The organism is Flavobacterium notoginsengisoli (assembly GCF_042686225.1).
GTDB lineage: Bacteria > Bacteroidota > Bacteroidia > Flavobacteriales > Flavobacteriaceae > Flavobacterium > Flavobacterium notoginsengisoli.
This window is the reverse complement of sequence record NZ_JBHUOT010000006.1, coordinates 62,991-79,951: the sequence shown is the minus strand read 5'-3', so window position 1 is coordinate 79,951 and position 16,961 is coordinate 62,991. Positions and strand designations below refer to the sequence as shown.

The following is a 16,961-nucleotide window of genomic DNA, read 5'->3' as shown; positions in this document are numbered from 1 at the left end:
AAACATTTGAAACGGGTTTTATTTTGGTAAATAAGGCTGTTTCTGCGATAAGACTAGTATTGCTGAAAAGGGAATGAAAAAATTATTTTTAGAAAGAAAGCTGTTTTTTATGAAAATGTACTCAAAATAAGCAAAAAACATTTCACAAAAGGTAAGATTTTGAAAGGTTGGTAAATTACATGAAGAAACCAATTTTATTCTGTATTTAAGTTATATTTGACTTTGTTGATATGTAATTCTAATTATTTTAATGAAAATGCTTATGAGAAAAATTTACTTACTCTGTTTCCTTTTTTTACTTAATAGTCTTTCTGCTCAAAAGAAGGATAAATTATATCCAGTTTCCGTTTATGAAAAAGCGTGGTCAGAAAAAAATAATGATGCGAGATTAAAACTTATAAAATCAATTTGGTTAGAAGACAGTACTTTTGAAGATCCATCGGCATCTATAAAAGGAATTACAGCATTTAATAATGTTATCAATGAATTCTACAAAAAAAATCCTGATGCTGTTTTAACTTCAGGTTCAAAAGTTGTAAAAGACAATTATGTGACCTGGGAATGGAAAATTACAGACTCAAAAAATAATGTTATTATGACTGGACGTGATTTTGCGAGATTAAACGGTAAAGGTCAGGTAAGCAAAATAATAGGTTTTTGGGATAAAGAAATAAGTATGTCTGAGGCCGATAATTTAAAAAAGCTGGAATCAGATAATTTTAATGTTGTAACGCAATATTTCGAATGTCTTTTTAAAACAAGAGATTTCATTAAAATGTCGGCTCTGATTGAAGAAGGAGCAATATATAAACAGGCGGAAGGACTTCCTTACGGTGGGACTTACCAGGGATTTACAGAATGGACAAAGATGTTTGCAAAATCAGCCGAAGTTGGTAGTTTTGAAATCGAAAAAGAACCGGTTTATTTTAGTGATGCTTCCAAAAATGAAGTAATTATTTATTTCACAATAAAATGTACTGCTAAAAAATCCGGAAAAACATTGTCAATGCCAATTTCAGAGCATTTCAATTTAAAGAATGGGAAGATTACGGAGATAAGACCTTTTTATTTTGATACCAAGCTGTTTGCAGAATTCTTAAAGAGCAGAAAATAATATTTCCCGTTTTACATAAAAAAAGACCTTTTAAAGGTCTTTTTTTATTATTCGAAGAAATTAAGTTCCAGTTGTTCCGGGAGAAGTCTAAAACTCATTCGATGGTATTTTGTTGTTCCGTATTTTTTAATGGCTTCACGATGTTCTTTAGTAGGATAGCCTTTGTTTTTTTTCCAATTGTACATTGGGAATTCTTCATGGATCTGATCCATATATTGATCGCGATAGGTTTTTGCTAAAACAGAAGCGGCAGCAATACTCAAATATTTTCCATCGCCTTTTATAATACTTTGATTTGGAATCGATTTTAATAATGCAATTTCTTCATCAGAGAACTGTCTTCCAAAAGTGTTTTTAAGTCCGAGTTTAGCATTTAAGGATCGGTTTCCATCCACTATAATATATTCCGGAACGTGTTTTAGTTTTAAAATACATTCCTGCATTCCTTTCATTGAAGCATTTAAGATATTGATTTCGTCAATTTCATCCGGAAATAAATGAGTTACTGCAAAGCAAAGAGCTTCTTTTTCAAGAACTGGTTTTAAAAGTGCTCTAGTTTTTTCAGACAATTGTTTACTGTCGTTCAAAATTGTATTCTCAAAATCAGCAGGAAGAATTATGGCTGCTGCAGTAACAGGCCCGGCGAGGCATCCTCTGCCAGCTTCATCTGTTCCGGTTTCTAAAACAAATCCTGAGAAATTTTTTTCGAGCATTTTTTTAATTTTTAAATAACAAATTAGATGAAATTTTCAGCAAAAATATTCGTTTTGACACTGTCAGCCAAGGCAATTGTATAAAATGAAGTGTTTTTTTCTTTATTTGTTTTTATAATTTACCTTTGCTTAGCAAATTTTGTCAAAATAAATTTATATAAAGCCATCAAATGAGAATATTCATTTTTCTATATCTATTAGCTGTACCAACTTTATTGTTTTCTCAAGTAAAACCTGCTCCTAAAAATAATTTAGATATGAATACGGAATATTCAAGTATTACGGATACAGTAAAAAAGAAGAAAGCTAAAATTGCTACTATAGACCAATATAAAATCGTGACACTGGAGCATGATACTATTTATGTAGATACTTCATTAACAATTAAAAGTGCTTACAGACAAAATCATCTTAGAAAAGATCTTTTTGGTTATCAGGAATTCTCCAACATTGGGCAGCCTTTAAATACATTGCAATACAGTTTAACGAATTTTTCTCCATATCCTGAAATTGGATTTAACGGAAAGCATTTTAATTATATACAGGCCGATCAAATCAGATATTATTCTGCTGCAACACCTTTTACAGAGTTGTTTTTTAATACGACAATTAACAAAGGTCAAAATGTTGATTCTTTCATTACTTTGAACGTTTCCAAAAATCTCAATTTTTCTATTGCTTACCGGGGTTTAAGATCTGAGGGAGATTATATCAATCAATTAGTGAGTGCCGGGAGTTTCAGGTTTACAACCAGTTACGCTACCACAAGCAGACGTTATGCCATAAATGCACATTATACTTTTCAGGATATCCTGAATGAAGAAAATGGAGGGATTACGAATGACGATAATTTCGAAAGTGATAATAAAGATTATAAGAACAGACAAAGATTACAGGTTTATTTAACCGATGCAGAATCTATGTTGAAAGGAAGAAGAATCTTTTTTGACCATGCATTCAGAGTAAATCCTACAAGCGGAAATAATAATTTATATGTAACCCACCAGTTCAATTACGAAAATAAAAGTTACGAATATAAACAGCCAACAATACTTTCTACAGTTACAGATAATAATAACAATAGTACTCGTGTACTGCGCTTTGGAGATTCGTATGCAGCGAGCAATATTAATGACCAGACAAAATACGAAAGACTATATAATAAAGCCGGTCTTGCTTATGAAAATTCTCTTTTGGGAAAATTCAATTTTTTTATAGACGATTACAGATCCAACTATAAATATGAGCGAATTATTGTTGATAGTTTAGGAAATGCTGTTCCTGCTAATTTGTTTTTACAGATTAATAATGTAGGTGGACAATATGAATATCAAAAAAATAAATGGAATGGGAGATTTTTGTATACCAGATCTATTACTAATCAGTCACTTTCAGATTTAGATGCGAAATTGAGATATGATTTAAATGATAAAATTAAATTTGATTTTAGATATCGAAACATTAATAAGCTGCCAAACAATAATTATAATTTATATCAAAGCAGCTGGGTAGAATACAATTGGTCGCATAATTTCAAAAATGAAAAAATAAATTCTCTTAGTGCCGAAATTCAGACACCATGGCTAACAGGACAAGTTCAATATACAGTATTGAAAGATCATCTGTATTTCGCAGATTCATCATCTGTAGAAAATGTACAAATTGTTAAGCCATATCAGTATGGAAATGTGATTAACTATTTAGAAATTAAAGCAAGCAGAGAATTTAAATTTGGTCCATTTGCATTAGATAATACGCTTTTATATCAAAAAGTTGATCAGTCTGATTTGATTTTGAATGTTCCGGATTTTGTAACCAGAAATACATTTTATTATTCAGGCTACTTTTTTAAGAAAGCATTATATATGCAGACCGGAATTGTTTTTAATTATATGACAAAATATTATGGAGATGATTACAATCCTGTTATTGCTGAATTTTTTGTGCAGCAGGATAAAAAGATTGGTGGTTTTGCAACATTTGATTTCTTTATAAATGCAAGAATTCGTCAGACGAGATTTTATTTAAAAGCAGAACATTTTAACGCTGCTTTTACCCAAAGTAATTATTACGCGACTCCAAATAACCCCTATCGTGATTTTGTATTGCGTTTTGGTTTAGTTTGGAATTTCTTCCAGTAAAGAGACTTACTTTATTTTAAAACCACATAATAAACTTAAATAAAAATGGACTTTTCAAAGAATATTTTAGAAACAATTGGTAACACACCATTGGTAAAGCTCAACAAAATTGTTGCTGAAATTGATGCGTTAGTATTGGCAAAAGTCGAAACATTTAATCCTGGTAATTCTGTAAAAGACAGAATGGCCGTGAAAATGATTGAAGATGCAGAGGCTGACGGAAGATTAAAACCAGGTGGGACTATTATTGAAGGAACTTCCGGAAATACAGGAATGGGACTTGCTCTTGTAGCGATTATCAAAGGATATAAATTGATTTGTGTTATCTCAGATAAACAATCAAAAGAAAAAATGGATATTCTTCGTGCAGTTGGTGCAAAAGTGGTTGTTTGTCCAACAGATGTTGAACCAACTGATCCTCGTTCGTATTATTCAGTTTCAAAACGTTTGGCAGAAGAAACACCAAATTCATGGTATGTAAATCAGTATGATAATTTGTCTAATTCATTGGCGCATTATGAACAGACCGGGCCGGAAATCTGGAAACAGACCGATGGTAAAATCACACATTTTGTTGTGGGTGTTGGAACTGGAGGAACAATTTCCGGAGTTGGAAAATACTTAAAAGAGAAAAACCCCAATATTAAAATTTGGGGAATTGATACTTATGGATCTGTTTTTAAGAAATACCATGAAACAGGAATTTTTGATGAAAACGAAATCTACTCTTATATAACCGAAGGGATTGGAGAAGACATTTTACCTAAAAACGTTGATTTCTCTTTAATTGACGGCTTTACAAAAGTCACAGATAAAGATGCAGCTGTTTACACCAGAAAAATTGCACTTGAAGAAGCTATTTTTGTTGGGAATTCTGCAGGAGCTTGTATCAAAGGTTTATTACAGCTAAAAGAGCATTTTAAACCGGATGATGTTGTAGTAGTGCTGTTTCATGATTCCGGAAGCCGTTACGTTGGTAAAATGTTTAATGACGACTGGATGCGTGAACGTGGATTTCTGGAAGAAAATGTTACCAAAGCAGAAGATGTTATTAAAGATCATATTGATAAAGAATTAATCGTTGTTCGTACAGAAGAATTGGTTTCACACGCAATTGAGCGTATGCGTAAATATAAAATCTCTCAGATTCCAGTTGTAGATATCAATGGTTTTGTAGGTTCTGTAGACGAAACAGACTTGTTTAGAAGTTATGTTGCCGATAAAAATGTTGCAGAGAAACCTATAAAAGATGTAATGGGGAAACCTTTTCCAATTGTAAAATTAGGAACACCAATCGAAGAAGTGTCAAAACTTTTTACCAAAGAAAATGATGCTGTTTTGATTGATTTAGGAAATGGTCATCATCACATTATTACTAAATATGATATTATAGGGGCAATAAAATAAACCTCTGTAAATAAATTATCCATAAATCTGATTATACTGCTAATTGGATTTATGGATTTTTATTTGAAAAATATAAAATGAATTTTACAGCTATAGATTTTGAAACCGCTACAGGATATCATCCGTGTTCTGTTGGTATTGTTACAGTTGAAAACGGAATAATTGTTGACGAATATGTAACTTTAATAAAGCCGCCAAATAACGAATACAATCCCTTTACAATTCGTGTTCATGGAATTTATCCAAAAGATACAATCAATTCAAAATCCTTCTTTCAGGTGTATCCGGAGATCGAAAAACGATTGAAAAATCGAGTCATTGTGGCACATAATGAAAGTTTTGACCGCAATGTTTTAATGAAATCGATGTTGCTTCATGGTTTAAATTATGAAGATTTGAATATTGCAGCAAAATGGGAATGCACTGTAAAAATATATAAATCGAAAGGGATAAAGCCAACAAAATTAAGTGATTGCTGTCGCGAAATGAAGATTCAGCTCAATCATCATGAGGCTTTATCAGATGCAAGAGCTTGTGCAAAGTTATATTTACTTCGTTAAATAAATTAAATTTGTAAGAATAGTATTTAAATTTTGTTATTTTTAGATTTTGTAAAATGTTATAAAAATCTAAAAATGAAAGAAGACTTTCTTCATTATCTATGGAAATTCAGGAAGTTTGATACTTTGAATTTGAAAACTGCTCAGGGTGAGATAATTACTATTCTGAAAACAGGTGATTATCTGGAGCTTTCGGGACCAGATTTTTTTAATGCTCATGTCATGATTGGAAATCAAAAATGGGCTGGAAATGTAGAGATTCATATCAAATCATCAGATTGGTATCTTCACAACCATGAAAATAATCCCGCTTATAAAAACGTAATTCTGCACGTAGTCTGGGAAAATGATACCGCTATTTTTAGAGAAGATAATACCGAAATTCCTGTTTTAATTCTTAAAGATTATGTTGAAAAAGAAATAATTGCAAATTACAATGCTTTGATTTCTCCAAAAACATGGATTTCATGTGAGAAACAAATTAAAGATATTGATGATTTTGTTTTTAAAAGCTGGCAGGAAAGATTGTTTTTTGAACGTTTGGAGCGCAAATCGAGCTTTATTTATCAATTGCTGGAAGAAACGAATCGGGATTGGGAAGCTGTTTTATTTTGTCTTTTAGCGAAGAATTTTGGTTTAAATACAAACGGAACTTCGTTTTTGCAAATAGCGAAATCAATTCCATTTTCAATTATAAGAAAAGAAAGTTTTGAAATCGAAAACTTAGAAGCATTATTCTTTGGTTCAGCAAGTTTATTAAATGCAGAAAAGGAGGATGTTTATTTTAAAGATTTAAAATTCAGATACTTTTATTTAATGCATAAATATCAGATGGAGAGAACATTTGTTGAACCGGTACAATTTTTTAAACTTCGTCCGGATAATTTTCCAACGATAAGACTTGCCCAATTAGCTTCCTTATTTCATAAAACGCAAAATCTATTTTCTAAAGTAAACAATCTAAAATCTCTCGAAAGCGTCTATAATTTGTTCAATGTTTCGGCAAGTGATTACTGGAAGAACCATTATCAGTTTGACAAAGAAAGTCCAAAGAAAGCAAAGTCATTATCGAAATCATTTTTGGATTTGATTGTTATTAATACCATTATTCCAATTCAGTTTGCTTATTCGTCTACTTTAGGACAACCAATTACAGAAGATCTAATTGATTTTATGAATGAAGTGGCGCCAGAGAAAAATGCTATAACAGATAAATTTATTTCTTTCGGAATACAATCAAAAAATGCATTTGAAAGTCAGACTTTATTAGAACTTAAAAATGAATATTGCAATCATAAAGCTTGTTTAAAATGTGTAATAGGAGTAGAGCTTCTTAAAAATAATTAGACAATTTGGTTTATTAGAAAATTAGATAATTGGAAATCCGTATTTTTGTAATCTAAAATCTAAAATATAAGTATGTCAGCTATTTTAAAATTAAAGTTCTTTTTTGAAAAATATGGATTCCATGTTTCCTCAAGATTAGCAGATAAACTGGGAATGCGTGTAACAAGTGTCAGATTGTTTTTTATCTACATTTCTTTTGTTACAGCAGGTTTGGGGTTTGGAGTTTACCTGACGTTGGCATTTTGGATAAGATTGAAAGATTTAATCCGCTCAAAAAGAACATCAGTATTTGATTTATAAAAAGAAAGCTCCAAATTTTAATTTGGAGCTTTCTTTTTATTGAAATAGTATTTCTTTATTCTTCGAAACCTTTTGTATCATTAAGTCTTGATCTCTTCTTGCTATATCCAAAATAAACAAGAATACCGATTGCAAGCCATCCAAGTGATAATAATTGAGCATCAATACTCAAATTTATAATTAAATAAGTATTAATTGCAATTCCTAAAACAGCAATAACAGGTAAAGCAGGAACTTTAAAAGTTCTGTTTAATCCGGGTTGTTTTACTCTTAAAATCCAAACAGCAATACAAACCATTGTAAAGGCAAACAAAGTACCAAAACTTGTCATATCTGCTAATTTATTGATTGGTGTAAATGCAGCAACAGTTGCAATTATTCCTCCTAAGATCATTAAGTTCGTTTTCGGTGTTCCTGAAATAGGATTTACCTTAGAGAAAACAGAAGGAATTAAACCGTCTTTAGACATTCCCAGGAAAATTCTAGATTGTCCCATAATCATTACCATTAATACAGAAACAAGACCAATAGTAGCGGCTACAGTAATAATAAATCCGGCCCATGGTTGTCCGGCAATATCAAATGCATAAGCTACAGGCGCCTTAATAGCTTCAGGATATTTTCCTAGTGGATTGAAATCCTGATAATTCATCATTCCTGTTAGTACTAAAGAAACAAGAATATATAAAGTGGTACAGATTAATAAAGAAGCAATAATAGCAAACGGAACATCTTTTTTAGGATTAATAGCTTCCCCGGCTTGTGTAGAAACGGCATCAAAACCAACATAAGCAAAGAAAATCGCAGCGGCTCCGGAAACAATTCCTCCAATTCCATAAGCATTGTGTGTAGTTTCTTTTTCAATAATTTGAGTTGCTTCAGGAATAAAAGGACTCCAGTTAGCTGTATTGATGAAGAAAAGACCTGCTACAATTACAAAAATTACTGCTGATACTTTAAGGATTACAATTGCGTTATTTGCTTTAGCAGCACTTTTGGTTCCTTTAATAAGTAATGAAATAACTAAAAGAACGATTAGGAAAGCCGGAAGATTCATAGAGAAACCTTCTCCAGTGTAGCTCGCAGGATCTGTGGTTAGCCATTCAGGGAGTTTAATACCAAATAATTTGAGTAATTTATTAAAATATCCGGACCAGGAAACGGCGACAGTCATAGATCCCATTGCATATTCGAGAATTAGTCCCCAACCAATTATCCAGGCAAAAATTTCTCCGATAGTACCATAGGCATAAGCGTAAGCTGATCCTTCAACAGGTAAAATGGAAGCAAATTCAGAATAGCAAAGAGCCGCAAAAACACAGGCGATACCTGCGATAATAAACGAAATTGCTAATGCCGGACCTGCATGATAATAAGCCCCTGTACCTGTAAGTACAAAAATTCCTCCACCGATAATGGCACCAACACCAATGGCAGTAAGACTCCATTTTCCAAGGACTCTCTTTAAATCACTTTTTTTCATATCGGCCTCAAAGGCTGATATAGGTTTAACTCTCCAAATTGACATACTATTTTATTGGTTTATTTGTTATTAAGTGCCAAATGTATTGTTTTTTGTAAAAAATAAAAACAATTATCATGTTTTAAGTTATAAAAACTTTATTTTTTTTAGAGGACTCTCAAGAAACTTTCGGGAAGTATTGATATTCATTAAATTAATTGGTCTTTTCCAGCAGATTCAATAATTTTTTAAAAACTACTTTTCTTACTAATTTTCTTAATAGATTTGAAAGTTTTTTCTTAATTATTAATCAAAAGCATTTTTAGGTATGAGCTTTAATCTTTTAAAGATGTATTTACACTTTACAAAATACCAGCGGACAGGTATTTTTTTACTCTTCGTTATAATTATAGGGTTGCAGTTGTTTTATTGGCTCTCTGATTTTACTATTTCTGAAACTAAAAATCCTGAAAAGGAAAAATGGCTTGCTCTTCAGTCGCAATTTGATAATGAAAAAATGGTGGTTGAAAATAATAAACCCGTCGTTTTCTTATTTAACCCTAATTTCATTTCGGATTATAAAGGATATAAACTGGGAATGTCGGTTGAGGAGATTGATCGTTTATTGGCATTTCGTAAAGAAAATAAATATGTAAACTCGGTAGAAGAATTTCAAAAGGTAACAGGTGTTTCAGATTCATTGTTAAATAAAATTTCGCCATTGTTTAAATTTCCAGATTGGGTACAGCATAAGAAGGAAATTAAATTATATAGTAATAATGATTATGCTAAAAAGGAATTTCCGAAAAAAGAAAAATTTGAAATACTGGATATCAATCAGGCAACTCAGGAAGACTTAATTAAAATTTATGGAATTGGCGAAGGATTGTCGATTCGGATATTAAAACAAAAAGAAATTATGGGATGTTTTGTGTCAATGGATCAAATGAATGATATATGGGGACTCTCGCCTGAAGTTATAAAGGAATTAAACAATCATTTTAAGGTAATAATTCCTTCAACATTAAAAAGAATAAATGTAAATGAAGCTTCGTTAAAAGAGTTATCTCAGTTTCCTTACTTTAAGTATGTACTTGCAAAACAGATTGTGACTTATAGAAGTATGAATGGAGATTTTAAAAATATTGAGGATTTAGCAAAAATTAAAGATTTTCCTGTTGAAAAAGCAAAAATAATTAGTTTATATTTGGAGTACTAAAAGAAAGTAACTAATGAACTTTGACTATAACGAAACACAGTTAATGATTGCACAGTCTATAAAAGATTTTGCTGAAAAAAATATTAGACCTTATATAATGGAATGGGATGAGTCACAAGTTTTTCCGGTGCCATTGTTTAAGCAATTGGGAGAAATGGGATTTATGGGGGTTTTAGTACCCGAAGAATATGGAGGTTCGGGTTTAGGTTATCATGAATATGTTACTATAATTGAAGAAATTTCTAAAGTGGATCCATCTATAGGATTATCTGTTGCAGCGCATAATTCTTTATGTACAAATCATATCCTGACTTTTGGAAACGAAGAACAAAAGAAAAAATGGCTTCCTAAACTGGCAACAGCAGAATTTATTGGAGCGTGGGGTTTGACAGAACACAATACCGGTTCCGATGCCGGAGGAATGAATACAACAGCAATAAAAGACGGAGATCATTGGGTGGTAAATGGAGCAAAAAATTTTATAACTCATGCTATTTCCGGAGATATTGCAGTTGTTGTAGTGCGTACTGGCGAAAAAGGAGATTCTAAAGGAATGACTGCTTTTGTTTTTGAAAAAGGAATGAAAGGGTTTTCCTCAGGAAAAAAGGAGAATAAATTAGGGATGAGAGCAAGTGAAACTGCCGAATTGGTTTTTGATAATTGCCGTGTGCCGGATTCCAATAGATTAGGTGAAGTTGGGCAAGGGTTTGTTCAGGCGATGAAAATTCTGGATGGAGGAAGGATTTCTATTGGGGCTCTATCTTTAGGAATTGCCAAAGGAGCTTATGAAGCAGCATTGAAGTATTCAAAAGAAAGACATCAGTTCGGACAACCAATCAGTAATTTTCAGGGAATCTCATTTAAGCTTGCAGATATGGCTACAGAAATAGAAGCCTCAGAACTATTACTTCAAAAAGCCGCTTTTTTAAAACAACAACATAGAGAAGTGACAACAGCAGGAGCAATGGCGAAAATGTATGCTTCCGAAGCTTGCGTTAAAATCGCGAACGATGCGGTTCAGATACATGGAGGGTATGGCTATACTAAAGATTTTCCGGTAGAAAAGTTTTACAGGGACTCTAAATTATGTACAATAGGAGAAGGAACTACCGAAATTCAAAAAGTGGTCATTTCCAGAAATCTGTTGAAAAAATAAGATATTTTGGGCGGGCTTTCCATTGCAATCCCTCACGCACAGGTTGGAAAAGAAGTTTATGAAAATAATTTTAAAATTATAGTCTTTAATTAAAAATAAATTTTACCTTTGCAGCCTTAACGAGAGGAGGTGTCTATATTATGTTAATTATACCAATTAAAGACGGAGAAAATATCGATAGAGCATTAAAGCGCTATAAAAGAAAATTTGATAAAACAGGAACTGTTCGTCAATTAAGAGCACGTACTGCTTTTATTAAGCCTTCTGTTATCAAAAGAGCTCAGATTCAAAAAGCTGCTTACATTCAAGGTTTGAAAGATAGCTTAGAAAGTTAATATTTAGCTTTTCAAAAATAATTACCGTTAGTGGTCAAAATGTTTTAATTTTGATGCTAACGGTTTTTTTATGCTTAATAATGAGATTTGGGTTTTTATGAAAATGAATAAAGAGGCTTTTGCGGATTATCTTTTGTTGGAGAGAAAATATTCTTCTCATACGGCGTTGGCTTATTTGAATGATATAGCGGCTTTTGAGTCTTTTGTGCGGGAAAATTTTGAGCAGGAGGGTATTGAGTTGGTTAATTATGGTCAGGTGCGGAGTTGGATTGTTTTTTTAGTGGATCAAAATATTTCCAATGTTTCTGTGAATAGGAAAATGGCTTCTCTTAAAGCTTACTATAAATTTTTGCTAAAGTCAAAGCAAATTGAGGTTAATCCAATGTTGAAGCATAAATCTTTGAAGACGCCGAAAGTTGTTCAGGTTCCTTTCTCTGAAAAAGAATTGAAAGATTTGCTTAGTGAGATTGAGGTTCCGGTTGGGTTTGAAGAGGTTCGGGATAAGCTTATAGTGGAAATGTTTTATGTAACTGGTATGCGTCGTGCAGAGTTGATTCATTTAATGGTTAAGAATGTTGATTTGTCGTCTGGGGTTATAAAGGTGTTGGGGAAAAGAAATAAGGAACGAATTATACCTGTCTTGCCGATTATAGCAAATCAAATTGGTTTATATATAAAGGAGAGGGGGCAGTTGGATAATGTAGTTGATTCGGACTTTTTTTTTATTTCGAAAAAAGGATTAAAATTGAGTGAATCTTTTGTTTATCGTTTAATAAATTCATACTTTAGTAGGGTCTCGGAAAAGGTGAAAAAAAGTCCGCATGTGCTTCGTCATACTTTTGCAACTCACTTATTGAATAATGGGGCAGATTTGAATTCAGTTAAAGAATTGTTAGGGCATTCCAGTTTGGCGTCTACTCAGGTTTATACTCATAATAGTTTGGCGGAGCTTAAAAAGGTATATGGAGATGCGCATCCGAGAAACAAGTAGTGATTCTGAAACGTTAATCTTAAATTTTTTATTATGAAGGTAGATGTTCATGCAGTTAATTTTACTGTCGACAGAAAGTTGGTCGATTTTATCCAGGAGAGAATGGGTAAGCTGGAAAAATACTACGATCGAGTGGTTTCATCAGATGTTTTTTTAAAGGTTGAAAGAACAAGTGATAAGGAGAATAAGGTGGTGGAGATAAAGATTAATGTCCCTGGTGATGATTTTTTGGTAAAAAAACAGTGTAAAACATTTGAGGAGGCGGTTGAGCTTTCGGCAGAATCGTTAGAACGTTTACTTGTAAAAAGAAAAGAAAAAATAAGAGCGCATATTTAATTGAAATTTTTTTTAAAAAATGTTTTGATTAAAAGATAAAATAGCTACATTTGCAGTCCGTTAGAAATAGCGGACTTTTTTAATGTATTCGCCGATGTAGCTCAGCTGGCTAGAGCAGCTGATTTGTAATCAGCAGGTCGTGGGTTCGAGTCCCTCTATCGGCTCAAAAATATTTCAAATGCGATTTGAAATAAGTTCTTTTAAAGTGTTGAAAAATAAGGGTTTGTGATTAGTTGTCAGTTCGGATGATCTAGATTAGAAAAGCTGAAATCATAAATTATTAGGGGAGATACTCAAGCGGCCAACGAGGGCAGACTGTAAATCTGCTGTGTGAACTTCGCAGGTTCGAATCCTGCTCTCCCCACAAAAAAAAAAGAGGTAAGGTTTTAGAGTTTAGGTTTTTAAAGGTCTAAAATCAAAAAAAATCTAAAATAAGAACTCTGCCGGTGTAGCTCAGGGGTAGAGTGCTTCCTTGGTAAGGAAGAGGTCTCGGGTTCAAATCCCGACATTGGCTCAAGTAAGTAGGAAATTGAAAATTAATATATAACTAAGATTAAAAATTAAGTAAAATGGCAAAGGAGAATTTTAATCGTTCCAAACCGCACTTAAACATAGGTACAATTGGACACGTAGATCACGGAAAAACTACATTAACTGCTGCAATCACTAAAGTATTGTCAGATGCTGGTTACTGTCAAGCAAAATCGTTTGATCAAATCGATAACGCTCCAGAGGAGAAAGAAAGAGGTATTACTATTAATACATCACACGTAGAGTATGAAACAGCTAACCGTCACTACGCTCACGTTGACTGTCCAGGTCACGCGGATTACGTGAAGAACATGGTTACTGGTGCTGCTCAGATGGACGGAGCTATCTTAGTAGTTGCTGCTACAGATGGTCCAATGCCACAAACTCGTGAGCACATCCTTTTAGGTCGTCAGGTTGGTATTCCAAGAATCGTTGTTTTCATGAACAAAGTGGATATGGTTGATGATGCTGAGTTGTTAGAGCTTGTTGAAATGGAAATTAGAGATTTGTTATCTTTCTACGAATATGATGGAGATAATGGTCCTGTAGTTCAAGGTTCTGCATTAGGAGGATTAAACAATGATCCAAACTGGGTACCTAAAATTATCGAATTAATGGAAGCTGTTGATGCTTGGATCGAAGAGCCAGTGCGTGACGTTGCTAAACCATTCTTGATGCCAGTTGAGGACGTATTTACAATTACAGGTCGTGGAACTGTTGCTACAGGTCGTATCGAAACTGGAGTTGCTAACACTGGAGATCCTGTTGAAATCATTGGTATGGGAGCTGAAAAATTAACTTCTACTATTACAGGAGTTGAGATGTTCCGTAAAATCCTTGACAGAGGTGAAGCTGGAGATAACGTAGGTTTATTGTTAAGAGGTATTGATAAAGCTGATATCAAAAGAGGTATGGTTATTATTAAGCCAGGTTCAGTAAAACCACACGCTAAATTCAAAGCTGAGGTTTATATCTTGAAAAAAGAAGAAGGTGGACGTCACACTCCATTCCACAATAACTACCGTCCACAGTTCTACGTACGTACAACTGACGTAACAGGAGTTATTACTTTACCAGCAGGTGTAGAGATGGTAATGCCAGGTGATAACTTAACTATTGAAGTTGCTTTATTAAGCCCAATCGCTATGAACGTAGGTTTACGTTTTGCTATCCGTGAAGGTGGTAGAACAGTTGGTGCTGGTCAGGTTACTGAAATCGTAGAGTAATTCTATTAAAATAAATGAAAAGCCAGTGATTATTTTTTAATCACTGGCTTTAATTACGGGCGTAGTTCAAGGGTAGAATAGCGGTCTCCAAAACCGTTGATGGGGGTTCGAATCCCTCCGCCCGTGCAATAAAAAAATATATCAAATGACAAAAGTTACTAATTATTTATCAGAGGCTTTCGAAGAGTTAAAGTCAAATGTTACTTGGCCAGCTTGGGCTGAAGTGCAGAAATTGACAATTGTTGTGGCTGTATTTTCAATCTTATTCGCTTTGGCAACTTGGGGAGTAGATGAATTTTTTGCAAAAGCTTTGGCTGGATTTTTTAACTGGTTAAAAGGATAATTTTTTTGTGATGGCAGATAATAATGTGAAAAAATGGTACGTAGTTAGAGCGGTTAGTGGTCAAGAGAATAAAGTGAAAGCTTATATCGAAACCGAGATTGCGAGATTAGGTATGGAGGATTATGTTTCTCAGGTCTTAGTTCCTACTGAAAAAGTGGTAACTGTAAAAGATGGGAAAAAATCATCTAAGGATAAAGTTTACTTTCCTGGATATGTTATGATTGAAGCTAACTTAGTTGGTGAAATCCCTCATATTATTAAGTCAATTACTAGTGTTATTGGATTTTTAGGAGAAACTAAAGGAGGAGAACCTGTTCCTTTGAGACTTTCTGAAGTAAACCGTATGTTAGGTAAGGTAGATGAGTTAGCTGTAAATACGGATACTCGTTCTATTCCATTTAGTGTTGGGGAAACGGTTAAGGTTATTGATGGACCTTTCAATGGATTTAATGGATCTGTTGAGAAAATCAATGAAGAGAAGCGTAAACTTGAAGTTATGGTTAAGATTTTCGGAAGAAAGACACCATTGGAATTAAGTTTTATGCAAGTAGAAAAAGTATAATTTTTTGTTACACTATAATAACCATTGTAATCGCTTCCATTGATTACAGTGTTAAATTTTTTAAAAATGGCTAAAGAAATTAGTAAGGTAGTTAAACTACAAGTTAAGGGAGGTGCTGCGAACCCGTCGCCACCGGTTGGACCTGCTTTAGGAGCTGCTGGGGTTAATATCATGGAGTTCTGTAAGCAATTTAATGCTAGAACTCAGGATAAACCTGGCAAAATTTGTCCAGTGCAAATCACTGTGTACAAAGACAAATCATTTGATTTTGTTGTTAAGACTCCTCCAGCAGCAGTTCAGTTAATGGAAGCTGCAAAGCTAAAATCTGGTTCTGGTGAGCCTAATCGTAAAAAAGTAGCTAGCGTTACTTGGGAACAAATTAGAACTATTGCTGAAGACAAAATGCCGGACTTAAATGCTTTTACAATCGAAAAAGCTATGAGTATGGTTGCTGGAACAGCTAGATCTATGGGTATAACTGTATCAGGAGATGCTCCTTTTTAATTAAGAAAAAGAAATGGCAAAATTAACAAAAAAGCAAAAAGAGGCTGCTTCAAAAATTGAAAAGAACAAATTATACTCTTTAAAAGATGCTGCTGCATTAATTAAAGTTGTTGCTTCTGCAAAATTTGATGAGTCTGTTGATATCGCAGTTCGTTTAGGAGTAGATCCTAGAAAAGCGAATCAAATGGTAAGAGGTGTGGTAACTTTACCACACGGAACAGGAAAAGATGTTAAAGTATTAGCATTGGTTACTCCAGATAAAGAGGCTGAAGCAAGAGAGGCTGGAGCAGATCACGTTGGTCTTGACGATTACCTTCAAAAAATTAAAGATGGTTGGACAGATGTTGATGTTATCATCACTATGCCGGCTGTTATGGGTAAATTGGGTCCATTAGGTCGTATTTTAGGACCTAGAGGTTTAATGCCAAACCCTAAAACAGGTACTGTAACTATGGATGTTGCAAAAGCTGTTCAAGAGGTTAAAGCTGGTAAAATCGACTTTAAAGTTGATAAAACTGGTATCGTTCACGCTGGAATCGGTAAAGTTTCTTTTGGAGCTGAGCAGATTGTTGACAACGCACACGAAATTATTCAAACATTAATAAAACTTAAACCAACTGCTGCTAAAGGTACATACATTAAAGGTATTCACCTTACAAGCACTATGAGTCCTGCTATTGCATTAGACCCAAAAGCAGTATAATTGGTAGTTAA

18 protein-coding genes and 4 tRNA genes are annotated in these 16,961 nt (G+C 33.4%); 20 read left to right on the top strand and 2 right to left on the bottom strand.

The features are described from left to right. The first annotated feature begins 262 nt into the window (after nucleotides 1–262). The gene (locus ACFS3A_RS14605) at nucleotides 263–1,114 is read left to right on the top strand and encodes a nuclear transport factor 2 family protein (RefSeq protein ID WP_379826318.1); all 852 of its coding nucleotides are present in this window, start codon (nucleotides 263–265) and stop codon (nucleotides 1,112–1,114) included. Between the two features lie 47 nt (nucleotides 1,115–1,161). Here the strand turns inward: ACFS3A_RS14605 and ACFS3A_RS14600 are convergent, their stop codons facing one another. Further along, complete coding sequence (locus ACFS3A_RS14600; RefSeq protein WP_379826317.1) at nucleotides 1,162–1,827, bottom strand: ribonuclease HII; 666 nt, start codon at nucleotides 1,825–1,827, stop codon at nucleotides 1,162–1,164. Nucleotides 1,828–1,997: 170 nt separating this feature from the next. Between ACFS3A_RS14600 and ACFS3A_RS14595 the strand changes: the two genes are divergently transcribed. The 5 genes from ACFS3A_RS14595 to ACFS3A_RS14575 all read left to right on the top strand — a co-directional run bounded on the left by ACFS3A_RS14595 (nucleotide 1,998) and on the right by ACFS3A_RS14575 (nucleotide 7,582). After that, on the top strand, nucleotides 1,998–3,968 hold the full coding sequence (locus ACFS3A_RS14595; RefSeq protein WP_379826316.1) for a putative porin: 1,971 nt from the start codon (nucleotides 1,998–2,000) through the stop codon (nucleotides 3,966–3,968). Nucleotides 3,969–4,013: 45 nt separating this feature from the next. Next, complete coding sequence (locus ACFS3A_RS14590) at nucleotides 4,014–5,375, top strand: pyridoxal-phosphate dependent enzyme (RefSeq protein ID WP_379826315.1); 1,362 nt, start codon at nucleotides 4,014–4,016, stop codon at nucleotides 5,373–5,375. A 77-nt stretch (nucleotides 5,376–5,452) separates the two neighbouring features. Continuing rightward, nucleotides 5,453–5,935: a 3'-5' exonuclease gene (locus tag ACFS3A_RS14585; protein WP_379826314.1), complete on the top strand. Its 483-nt coding sequence runs from the start codon at nucleotides 5,453–5,455 to the stop codon at nucleotides 5,933–5,935. 75 nt (nucleotides 5,936–6,010) lie between these two features. Next, on the top strand, nucleotides 6,011–7,282 hold the full coding sequence (locus tag ACFS3A_RS14580; protein WP_379826313.1) for a DUF2851 family protein: 1,272 nt from the start codon (nucleotides 6,011–6,013) through the stop codon (nucleotides 7,280–7,282). Nucleotides 7,283–7,354: 72 nt separating this feature from the next. Continuing rightward, entirely contained in the window at nucleotides 7,355–7,582 is a 228-nt protein-coding gene (locus tag ACFS3A_RS14575; protein WP_008466940.1) for a PspC family transcriptional regulator, read from the top strand. Nucleotides 7,583–7,637: 55 nt separating this feature from the next. On the opposite strand, the gene ACFS3A_RS14570 is transcribed toward ACFS3A_RS14575, so the two are convergent. Further along, the gene (locus ACFS3A_RS14570; RefSeq protein ID WP_379826312.1) at nucleotides 7,638–9,110 is read right to left on the bottom strand and encodes an APC family permease; all 1,473 of its coding nucleotides are present in this window, start codon (nucleotides 9,108–9,110) and stop codon (nucleotides 7,638–7,640) included. 262 nt (nucleotides 9,111–9,372) lie between these two features. Between ACFS3A_RS14570 and ACFS3A_RS14565 the strand changes: the two genes are divergently transcribed. The 14 genes from ACFS3A_RS14565 (at nucleotide 9,373) to rplA (ending at nucleotide 16,950) form a co-directional block, all read left to right on the top strand. Beyond that, nucleotides 9,373–10,263, top strand: a complete 891-nt coding sequence (locus tag ACFS3A_RS14565; protein ID WP_379826311.1) for a helix-hairpin-helix domain-containing protein — start codon at nucleotides 9,373–9,375, stop codon at nucleotides 10,261–10,263. A 13-nt stretch (nucleotides 10,264–10,276) separates the two neighbouring features. After that, complete coding sequence (locus ACFS3A_RS14560) at nucleotides 10,277–11,419, top strand: acyl-CoA dehydrogenase family protein (RefSeq protein ID WP_379826310.1); 1,143 nt, start codon at nucleotides 10,277–10,279, stop codon at nucleotides 11,417–11,419. 140 nt (nucleotides 11,420–11,559) lie between these two features. Further along, nucleotides 11,560–11,754: a 30S ribosomal protein S21 gene (gene rpsU / locus ACFS3A_RS14555; protein ID WP_026730435.1), complete on the top strand. Its 195-nt coding sequence runs from the start codon at nucleotides 11,560–11,562 to the stop codon at nucleotides 11,752–11,754. Between the two features lie 97 nt (nucleotides 11,755–11,851). Further along, nucleotides 11,852–12,745: a tyrosine-type recombinase/integrase gene (locus ACFS3A_RS14550; RefSeq protein ID WP_379826581.1), complete on the top strand. Its 894-nt coding sequence runs from the start codon at nucleotides 11,852–11,854 to the stop codon at nucleotides 12,743–12,745. Nucleotides 12,746–12,778: 33 nt separating this feature from the next. Continuing rightward, entirely contained in the window at nucleotides 12,779–13,081 is a 303-nt protein-coding gene (hpf, locus tag ACFS3A_RS14545; protein ID WP_008466930.1) for a ribosome hibernation-promoting factor, HPF/YfiA family, read from the top strand. 90 nt (nucleotides 13,082–13,171) lie between these two features. Next, a tRNA-Thr gene (locus tag ACFS3A_RS14540) sits at nucleotides 13,172–13,245 on the top strand. A gap of 119 nt (nucleotides 13,246–13,364) precedes the next feature. Beyond that, a tRNA-Tyr gene (locus ACFS3A_RS14535) sits at nucleotides 13,365–13,445 on the top strand. Between the two features lie 78 nt (nucleotides 13,446–13,523). Continuing rightward, nucleotides 13,524–13,595, top strand: a tRNA-Thr gene (locus ACFS3A_RS14530). Nucleotides 13,596–13,650: 55 nt separating this feature from the next. After that, nucleotides 13,651–14,838, top strand: a complete 1,188-nt coding sequence (gene tuf / locus ACFS3A_RS14525; RefSeq protein WP_115889623.1) for an elongation factor Tu — start codon at nucleotides 13,651–13,653, stop codon at nucleotides 14,836–14,838. Between the two features lie 55 nt (nucleotides 14,839–14,893). Beyond that, nucleotides 14,894–14,964: transfer RNA gene (locus tag ACFS3A_RS14520), tRNA-Trp, on the top strand. 19 nt (nucleotides 14,965–14,983) lie between these two features. Next, nucleotides 14,984–15,181, top strand: a complete 198-nt coding sequence (gene secE, locus ACFS3A_RS14515) for a preprotein translocase subunit SecE (protein ID WP_008466927.1) — start codon at nucleotides 14,984–14,986, stop codon at nucleotides 15,179–15,181. Nucleotides 15,182–15,191: 10 nt separating this feature from the next. Then, nucleotides 15,192–15,743: a transcription termination/antitermination protein NusG gene (nusG, locus tag ACFS3A_RS14510; protein ID WP_008466925.1), complete on the top strand. Its 552-nt coding sequence runs from the start codon at nucleotides 15,192–15,194 to the stop codon at nucleotides 15,741–15,743. Nucleotides 15,744–15,809: 66 nt separating this feature from the next. After that, entirely contained in the window at nucleotides 15,810–16,247 is a 438-nt protein-coding gene (gene rplK, locus ACFS3A_RS14505) for a 50S ribosomal protein L11 (protein ID WP_008466923.1), read from the top strand. A gap of 13 nt (nucleotides 16,248–16,260) precedes the next feature. After that, nucleotides 16,261–16,950, top strand: coding sequence for a 50S ribosomal protein L1 (gene rplA, locus ACFS3A_RS14500; protein WP_025572415.1), 690 nt, complete (start codon nucleotides 16,261–16,263; stop codon nucleotides 16,948–16,950). Nucleotides 16,951–16,961: the final 11 nt, after the last annotated feature.

Excerpts from the sequence above, each read along its gene's own strand:
- ACFS3A_RS14605 (WP_379826318.1), top strand. The coding sequence starts at position 263 with ATGAGAAAAATTTACTTACTCTGTTTCCTTTTTTTACTTAATAGTCTT.
- ACFS3A_RS14600 (WP_379826317.1), bottom strand. The coding sequence starts at position 1,827 with ATGCTCGAAAAAAATTTCTCAGGATTTGTTTTAGAAACCGGAACAGAT.
- ACFS3A_RS14595 (WP_379826316.1), top strand. The coding sequence starts at position 1,998 with ATGAGAATATTCATTTTTCTATATCTATTAGCTGTACCAACTTTATTG.
- ACFS3A_RS14590 (WP_379826315.1), top strand. The coding sequence starts at position 4,014 with ATGGACTTTTCAAAGAATATTTTAGAAACAATTGGTAACACACCATTG.
- ACFS3A_RS14585 (WP_379826314.1), top strand. The coding sequence starts at position 5,453 with ATGAATTTTACAGCTATAGATTTTGAAACCGCTACAGGATATCATCCG.
- ACFS3A_RS14580 (WP_379826313.1), top strand. The coding sequence starts at position 6,011 with ATGAAAGAAGACTTTCTTCATTATCTATGGAAATTCAGGAAGTTTGAT.
- ACFS3A_RS14575 (WP_008466940.1), top strand. The coding sequence starts at position 7,355 with ATGTCAGCTATTTTAAAATTAAAGTTCTTTTTTGAAAAATATGGATTC.
- ACFS3A_RS14570 (WP_379826312.1), bottom strand. The coding sequence starts at position 9,110 with ATGTCAATTTGGAGAGTTAAACCTATATCAGCCTTTGAGGCCGATATG.
- ACFS3A_RS14565 (WP_379826311.1), top strand. The coding sequence starts at position 9,373 with ATGAGCTTTAATCTTTTAAAGATGTATTTACACTTTACAAAATACCAG.
- ACFS3A_RS14560 (WP_379826310.1), top strand. The coding sequence starts at position 10,277 with ATGAACTTTGACTATAACGAAACACAGTTAATGATTGCACAGTCTATA.
- rpsU (WP_026730435.1), top strand. The coding sequence starts at position 11,560 with ATGTTAATTATACCAATTAAAGACGGAGAAAATATCGATAGAGCATTA.
- ACFS3A_RS14550 (WP_379826581.1), top strand. The coding sequence starts at position 11,852 with ATGAAAATGAATAAAGAGGCTTTTGCGGATTATCTTTTGTTGGAGAGA.
- hpf (WP_008466930.1), top strand. The coding sequence starts at position 12,779 with ATGAAGGTAGATGTTCATGCAGTTAATTTTACTGTCGACAGAAAGTTG.
- tuf (WP_115889623.1), top strand. The coding sequence starts at position 13,651 with ATGGCAAAGGAGAATTTTAATCGTTCCAAACCGCACTTAAACATAGGT.
- secE (WP_008466927.1), top strand. The coding sequence starts at position 14,984 with ATGACAAAAGTTACTAATTATTTATCAGAGGCTTTCGAAGAGTTAAAG.
- nusG (WP_008466925.1), top strand. The coding sequence starts at position 15,192 with ATGGCAGATAATAATGTGAAAAAATGGTACGTAGTTAGAGCGGTTAGT.
- rplK (WP_008466923.1), top strand. The coding sequence starts at position 15,810 with ATGGCTAAAGAAATTAGTAAGGTAGTTAAACTACAAGTTAAGGGAGGT.
- rplA (WP_025572415.1), top strand. The coding sequence starts at position 16,261 with ATGGCAAAATTAACAAAAAAGCAAAAAGAGGCTGCTTCAAAAATTGAA.